Here is a 7,956-nt window from a genome sequence, read left to right as displayed (position 1 = left end):
CAATCCAAACCCGGGAGTTCGAAAATCTCGGTGTCACTCCACGCATGTACAGCTACCAGGTTGACGCGGCGCCGCGACGCTTCGTCGAATGCGATCGCGGTAGCAAGCTCCGAGGCCGGTGAGCCGTCGATTCCCACCAGCACGGGAGCCTGGGCGGGATCCGGCATCCGCGGCTCCTCGTCCCGGATCACGGCGACGGGGCAATGTGCCTGCCGCACCAGGCTCGAACTGACCGAACCGAGTAAACCGCGCGCCAACGCTCCCCGCCCATAGGTGCCCACGACTATCAGGTCGGCTTCTTTGGACAAATCAACAAGTGTTGGAGCGGTGGCCGAAAAAATCAACTCGCTCTCGATTGGTATCCGCGGATTGTCGTTCACGGTGTCTCGGGCGAGCTTTAGTGAATCAGCGAGGATCCGGCGCCCCTCGTTTTCCTGCCATACCGCAACTCCGTCCGGCAACGGGCTATGCGGCCACGCGGTGACCACGGGATTGACCACGTGGACCACGGTTAGCGGAATACGACGCAAGACCGCATCCTGCGCGGCCCAACAGACGGCGGCATTTGATGCGGGTGATCCATCGGCGGCGACGATGATGCCGTAGCCCTCGGCGTGCGCTGACATTTTCGCCTTCCCTCAGCTCAAAGGAGAACGCTAGGCCAAATCGCGTCGCCGATCATGGGGCGTTAGTCCTTAACCGCATGGTCGTAGGACTCTGTCATACCTGCCAAAACCAAAGGTTCGTGGCGCACTTTATAGGCCAATGGCGGCGGCGTCGGGACCAATGACTCTAGGGACCGGGCCTAGTCATTCTTAAGGTCGCTCTCAGGCCGAATGTGGAGGACGCAATGCCGAAACCCATGCTGGACAGCGAGGTTATCAAGGACTTGGCGACGTGCACGTTGACGCATTCGATTGAGTTGGATGATAGCCGAGACGTCGTCCGCAAGCTCATCGGTAGTCGGCTGAGTCCGCGACGGTGGCGATGATGGTGCAGGTGACGATCGATCCGCGCTGCTACGACGCGGTCGTCCTCGATCTGCACAATGCCACGACGGATGCCGGAACTGAGCCAGGGATGGCCGACTCCACGTCGGCGCTGGTGGCGAAACTGCACGACGCCGGTGTCTGCACAGGTGTTTGCTCGTCGAGCCTTGACCGCCAACGGGTTTTGGCCGTGACGGGTGCCGGCGATCCGGCTTTCGCTGGTGTCGACCCCACCATCAGCAGCCAGGCGGACCTGCCAGGAGCGCCCCAGCCGAGCGATTTACCGGAGACCGCGAAACAGTTGGGGGTGCGGCCCGATCGATGCGTCGTCATCGTCGATTCTCAGGCGGGCGTAGTCGCCGCCCGTGCCGCCGGATTCGCGCTCGTCATCGCTCTCAGCCCAACGCGGAATGCCGAGGAGCTGCGCCAAAGCGGTGCGGACGCGGTGGTGACCGACCTCGCCGAGATTAGGGTGCGCGCCGGGGATCGACGGATGTCGACGCTTCCCGATGCTCTGCAGTCCTACGCCCAAATCGCGGCGGTGGTCGCCGCTCGACGACCTGCGGTGCTTCTCGACTTCGACGGCACGCTGTCCGCGATTGTCAACGAGCCCGACGCTGCCACACTTATTGATGGGGCTGCCGACGCGCTGAAGGCGTTAGCCGCACGGTGTGATGTCGCGGTGCTCAGCGGACGCGACCTGGCCGATCTAGTGCCCCGCATCGGGCTGCCGGGCATCTGGTACGCAGGCAGCCATGGCTTCGAGCTGACCGCGCCCAACAACATCACCCAACGCAACGAGACCGCCGCATCGGCTGTCGACGTGCTCGAACAGACGGCAGCCGAATTGCGGGAACGGTTCGCAGACCTTGATGGCGTTCATGTCGAGCACAAACGATTCGCGGTCGCGGTCCACTACCGGAATGCCGCGCCCGAGGCAGTGCACCAGGTGACTGCCACCGTCCACACCATCGGCTGGCGACGTGACCTTCGGGTCACCATGGGACGCAAACTCATCGAACTGCGGCCAGACATCCCGTGGGACAAGGGGAAGATGCTGCGGTGGATCCTGCACCAAATCGACGGACCGGATCCGTTGTTGCCCATTTACATCGGCGACGACCTCACGGACGAGGACGCCTTTGATGCGGTGCGACGCGACGGCATTGGGATCGTCGTGCGGCATGACGAGGACGGGGATCGTCCGTCGGCCGCCCGGTTCGCTCTTGACGGTCCTGACGCGGTTTGCCAGTTCATCGAGCGGCTGGCGCAAGACGTCGCTGCCGAACATGACGAATCCGACAATCCGTGGTCGATTACTTTCGGAGGCTATGCCGCTGCCGAAGAACCGCTGCGCGAAGCGCTGTGCACCGTGGGCAACGGGTATTTCGCCACCCGCGGCTGTGCGCCGGAGTCCACGGCAGACGGCATTCATTATCCGGGCACTTACGTTGGCGGCGTCTACAATCGGCTGACCGATGAGATCGACGGCAGCACCGTCAGTAACGAAAGTGTGGTGAATCTACCCAACTGGCTGCCGTTGACGTTTCGTGTCTGCGACGGGCCGTGGTTCGACATCGATGACGTTGAGTTGTTGTCCTACTCGCAGACCTTCGATCTTCGCCGAGCGTTGTTGAGTCGCCAGTTCCGGTTTCGCGATACCGCTGGGCGCACTACCGCAGTAACTCAGCGCAGATTCGTGGCAATGCATCTACCCGAAGTGGCTGCCCTGGAGACCAGGGTGACAGCCGAGAACTGGTCAGGCACAATCGAATTCCGATCTGCCATACACGGCGACGTCGAGAACCGACAAATCGAACGCTACGCCGAATTATCCAGCAAACACCTAACCGTGACGCAGGTACGCGAATTATCGGATTTCTCAGTGGTTTTGGAAGCGATTACGGTGCAGTCTCGAATCCCCGTTGCGGTGGCGGCCCGCACCACGTTGTGGCGCGGGGACGCGCCGACGCAGGCGGACAGCCGGCTCATGCAAGATGAAGCCCGCATCTCTCACCCGGCCCGCATCGGTCATGACATCGCAACCGACTTGGCTGTCGGGCAATCGGTGACGGTTGAAAAGGTCGTCGCCGTCGTCACCGGCCGCAATCCGGCAATTTCTGAACCGGCGGACGAGGCCGAGCGTCAGCTGCATGCTGTGGGCCGGGTGGCAGAAATACTGCACGGTCACACGGCGTTGTGGGCACATCTGTGGGAACGGTTCAACATCGGCATTGGCAACAACCCCGAGGAACTGCGGATCGTGCGCCTGCATCTGCTGCATCTGCTGCAGACCCTGTCACCCAACACCGCCGATCTGGACGCCGGCGCACCCGCGCGGGGCCTACACGGTGAGGCCTACCGCGGTCACATCTTCTGGGACGAGTTGTTCGTCTTTCCTGTCCTGAGCATCCACCTCCCGGCGGTGACCAGGGCCCTGCTGCAGTATCGCTATCGACGACTAGCAGAGGCCCGCCGCGCTGCCCGAGCGGCCGGCTACAGCGGCGCGATGTATCCCTGGCAATCCGGCAGTGACGGTCGTGAAGAAAGCCCGCAGCTGCACCTGAATCCGCGCTCAGGTCGATGGAATCCCGATCCCAGTGCCCGCGCCCACCATAGCGGCATAGCCGTGGCCTACAGCGTGTGGCAGTACTACCAGGTGAGCGGCGACATCGACTACCTCATCGACTACGGAACGGAGATGCTGACTGAGATCGCTCGCTTCTGGGTGAACCTGGCCCAGTTTGACACTACACGTGGACGCTACGTGATCCGCGGCATCATCGGGCCCGACGAATTCCATTCGGGCTATCCCGGTCGGGTCTACGACGGCATCGACAACAACGCTTACACCAACGTGATGGCGGTCTGGGTGATCGTGCGTGCAATGGAAGCCCTTGAGCTACTACCGTTGTCGTTTCGGCTTGATCTGTTGGCAAGGCTCGGAGTGGATGGTCCGGAACTTGACTTGTGGGACGACGTGAGCCGACGCATGTTCGTGCCCTTCCACGACGGTGTGATCAGCCAATTCGAGGGTTATGAGAATTTGGCTGAATTGGATTGGCACGCGTATCACCAGCGCTATGGCAACATGCAGCGACTGGACCGCATCCTTGAGGCTGAGAACGACAACGTCAACCATTACAAAGCATCAAAGCAGGCCGATGCGCTGATGCTGTTCTACCTGCTCTCCTCCGACGAGCTGCGCGAACTGTTCGAGCGGCTGGGCTATCGATTCACCCCCGAGCAGATCCCGAAAACCATTGATTACTATCGAACCCGCACCTCACACGGATCGACACTAAGCGCCATTGTTCACTCGTGGGTCTTGGCCCGCGGCGACCGCGACCGCGCGCTGAAATATTTTCAGCAGGTTCTACTGTCCGACATCGCAGACATCCAAGGCGGCACCGCGTTTGAGGGTATTCACTTGGCGGCGATGGCCGGCAGCGTCGACCTACTGCAGCGGTGCTTCACCGGCCTGGAATTCCGCGCCAACCGCATCGTGCTCAGTCCGCTGTGGCCGGAAGCGCTTGGCAGGCTGTCGTTTCCCTTGAGGTACCGCGGTCATCGCCTGCACCTGGAAGTCAACGGACGTCGGGCAAGGGTCAGTTCGGATTCCGAACAGACCAACTCGATCGACATCGAGTGCCGTGGCCGCGTCGAGCGGCTCAGCCCCGGCCACACCGTCGAATTCTCTTAGTGAGTTGCGAATGATGAGTCTTGGGGCAACACCGGTAGATGGCGGGACACGCACGGGCGCTGGGTGCTTCGACCGAGCGGCGATCGGGCGGTACGTGCTGGGGCGGCGCACCCCGGAAGGGGGTTACTGCTTCTACCGCACGCCGCAATGGGCCGTCGAGGAGCCGAACGCTCCAGACACGCTGGCCGCTCTCGAGTCGCTCAAGCTGCTTAACGCCGACATTCCCACGCCAGAGCAAACCGGCGATTGGCTCCGCGGCCTGCAAAACGAAACCGGCGGCTATCCAACGCTGACGATCGGCTGGGCGGCGCTTCGGGCGCTCGGCGTACTCACCATCCAACCGAAGTTCTCCCCAGATCAGTGGCTGCGTGGGTGGCTCGAGGCTTTCTGCGATCGCGATGGGCCGCGAGACTGGCGCGCGGCGATCGTCGACGCGACGCACCTGTGCGAATTAATCCACTTGCGCCACAGTGTGCTTTCTGGGTCAGAGTGCGACAGCATGGCGGGGCTGCTGATTGCAGCGCGTGCCGCCGACGGAGGATGGGCATCTCCGGGTGCGGACTTAGAGACGACGGCGATGGGCCTGCGTCTGGCCCAGCTGGTCGACCCGCACTGGCAGCCCGATCCACACCTGGTGACCTTCCTGGGTCGCTGCGAGGACGAACTTCTCGGCCTGCGCCTGGCCCCCGATGCGCGAACCACCGCGGTCGGGGCGCTCTGGGGCGGACTCGCGCTCGCCGATGCCCTGCACCGACGCCTGCGCTACCTCGACGCCATAGCACAACAACTCGTCTTGCTTCAGCGCCCGGACGGCGGCCTCGGCGCGCGCCACCGGGCAATCTCGGCGCTGCAGGCCACCTGGATTGGCCTCGAAGCTGTTGCCCTGCTCAACCGGCTAGGAGAGGAGTAAGCATGAGCATGCCCAAATACGTACGGTTCTTCGAGGAATTCGGGATCGAAGACGTTCCGTTGGTCGGCGGAAAGAACGCCTCGCTCGGCGAAATGTACCGCAAGCTCTCCGACGAGGGGGTCTTAGTACCGAACGGCTTCGCCATCACCGCCGACGCCTACTGGCGAATGCTCGAGGCGGCGGGTGCTTCGCAGCCGCTGCGTGCCACCCTCGACGGGCTCGATCCCAGCGACGTCGCCGACCTGGCACGCCGCGGCAAGCAGGCCCGCGAGATCGTCTACGGCGCCGGCCTGCCCGACGATGTCGCCGCCGAAGTGCTCGCCGGGTACCGGCGGTTGCAAAGCGAGTATGGCCAAGATGTGAGTCTGGCAGTGCGCAGCTCCGCGACCGCGGAGGACCTGCCGACGGCCAGCTTCGCGGGCCAGCAGGACACCTTTCTGAACATTCGCGGCGAGCAGACACTGCTGGACGCCTGCCGGCGTTGCTTCGCAAGCCTTTTCACCGATCGGGCCATTCACTACCGCATCGACCAGGGCTTCGACCACTTCAAGGTCGCTCTGTCGATCGGTGTGATGAAGATGGTGCGCTCGGACCTCGCGTCGTCGGGCGTGATGTTCTCCCTCGACACCGAATCCGGTTTTCGCGATGTCGTGTTAGTCACCGGCGCCTACGGCCTCGGCGAGAACGTCGTGCAGGGCGCGGTTGACCCGGACGAATTCTATGTGCACAAACCCACGTTCGCAGCGGGACACCGTGCCGTGTTGCGGCGCATGCTCGGCGACAAGGCGGTGAAGATGATCTTCGTCGAGGGCTCGGCCAAAGAGACGACCCGCAACATCCCCGCGCCCAAGGCCGACCGCGAACACTTCTGCCTGACTGACGAGGACGTCTTGGAGCTAGCCGATTACGCGATCAAGATCGAGCGGCACTACCGGCGGCCGATGGATATAGAGTGGGCGAAAGACGGCATCGACGGGCGGCTCTATATTGTCCAGGCCCGGCCGGAGACTGTCGCCTCCCAGCGCGCGGTGACCACCGTGCAGAGCTATGCGCTGAAAGGCTCAGGTGAGGTGCTTGTCGAGGGCCGTTCGGTGGGCGAGAAGATCGCCTCGGGCACGGCCCACATGATCGAAAACCTGGCCCACCTCACGGAATTCAGGCCGGGCGAAGTGCTGGTGGCTGACACCACTACACCGGACTGGGAGCCGGTGATGAAGACCGCGGCGGCGATCATCACCAACCGGGGCGGGCGCACCTGTCACGCCGCGATCATCGCTCGCGAACTCGGGGTTCCTGCAGTAGTGGGTTCCGGTAACGCGACCACGCGCGTGGCCAGCGGCCGGACCGTGACGGTGTCCTGCGCCGAGGGCGAGACCGGGCGCGTCTACGCCGGAGAAGTTCCGTTTTCGGTTGAGCAGACCGAAATCACCGCTCTTTCCCGGCCGGCCACCGAGATCATGGTTAACCTCGGCAATCCGGACTTGGCGTTCAAAACCTCGTTTTTGCCCAACGACGGCGTCGGCTTGGCCCGGATGGAGTTCATCATCAGCGAGTCGATCAAGGGTCACCCGCTGGCGTTGCTGCACCCCGATAAGGTCACCGATCCCGATGCGCGCGCCCAGTTGGCGCGGCTGACCCGCGGCTACCCCGACGGGGCGAGCTTCTTTGTGCAGCGGCTCTCCGAAGGGATCGGCACCATCGCTGCGGCCTTCTGGCCAAAGCCCGTGGTGGTGCGGATGTCGGACTTCAAGACCAACGAGTACGCCAGCCTTATTGGCGGGACAGACTTCGAGCCCGGTGAGAACAACCCGATGCTCGGCTTCCGCGGAGCCTCTCGCTACGCCCACCCCGCCTACGCGGAGGGCTTCGCACTCGAGTGCCAGGCGATGAAGCGGGTCCGCGAGGAGATGGGGCTCACCAACGTCATCCTGATGCTGCCGTTCGTGCGCCGCGTCGCCGAGGCCGAGCAGGTGCTTGATCGGATGGCTGAACGGGGGCTCCGGCGAGACGAGAACGGCCTCAAGATCTACGCGATGTGCGAAATACCCAACAACGTTTTGCTGATCGACGAATTTTCTAAGCACTTTGACGGCTTTTCCATCGGCTCCAACGATCTCACCCAGCTCACCCTGGGCGTCGATCGGGACAGCGAGATCGTCGCGTTCGACTTCGACGAGCGCGACGAGGGTGTCAAGCAGATGATCCGGCTGGCCGTCGACGGCTGCCGCCGCAACGGCATTCACTCCGGACTGTGCGGGCAGGCGCCGTCCGACTACCCGGACATGGCCGAATTCCTCGTCGAGATCGGCATCGACTCGATGAGCCTCAACCCCGACACCGTGCTCAAAACCACC

The 7,956-nt window shown here is 63.2% G+C and carries 4 protein-coding genes; 3 read left to right on the top strand and 1 reads right to left on the bottom strand.

The window, feature by feature from the left end; translation table 11 throughout:
* A partial coding sequence (locus tag VEI45_RS15880) for a universal stress protein (RefSeq protein ID WP_324854838.1) occupies positions 1-626 on the bottom strand: 626 nt, incomplete at its 3' end.
* A 364-nt stretch (positions 627-990) separates the two neighbouring features.
* On the opposite strand from VEI45_RS15880, the gene otsB reads away from it, so the two are divergent.
* The 3 genes from otsB to ppsA form a co-directional block, all read left to right on the top strand.
* Positions 991-4,692 carry a trehalose-phosphatase gene (gene otsB, locus VEI45_RS15875; RefSeq protein WP_324854836.1) on the top strand — a complete coding sequence of 1,234 codons (3,702 nt, stop codon included), beginning with the start codon at positions 991-993 and terminating at the stop codon, positions 4,690-4,692.
* A gap of 13 nt (positions 4,693-4,705) precedes the next feature.
* Positions 4,706-5,602 (top strand): prenyltransferase/squalene oxidase repeat-containing protein, encoded by an 897-nt coding sequence (locus VEI45_RS15870; protein ID WP_324854834.1) that lies wholly within the window; start codon positions 4,706-4,708, stop codon positions 5,600-5,602.
* A gap of 2 nt (positions 5,603-5,604) precedes the next feature.
* Positions 5,605-7,956, top strand: a 2,352-nt coding sequence (gene ppsA, locus VEI45_RS15865; RefSeq protein ID WP_324854832.1) for a phosphoenolpyruvate synthase, incomplete at its 3' end; no start/stop codon positions are given.

Origin of the sequence: Mycobacterium sp. (assembly GCF_035623875.1) — a bacterium.
Lineage (GTDB): Bacteria > Actinomycetota > Actinomycetes > Mycobacteriales > Mycobacteriaceae > Mycobacterium.
Note: the sequence above shows the minus strand (reverse complement) of the source record. Positions and strands in the feature narration are given on the sequence as shown.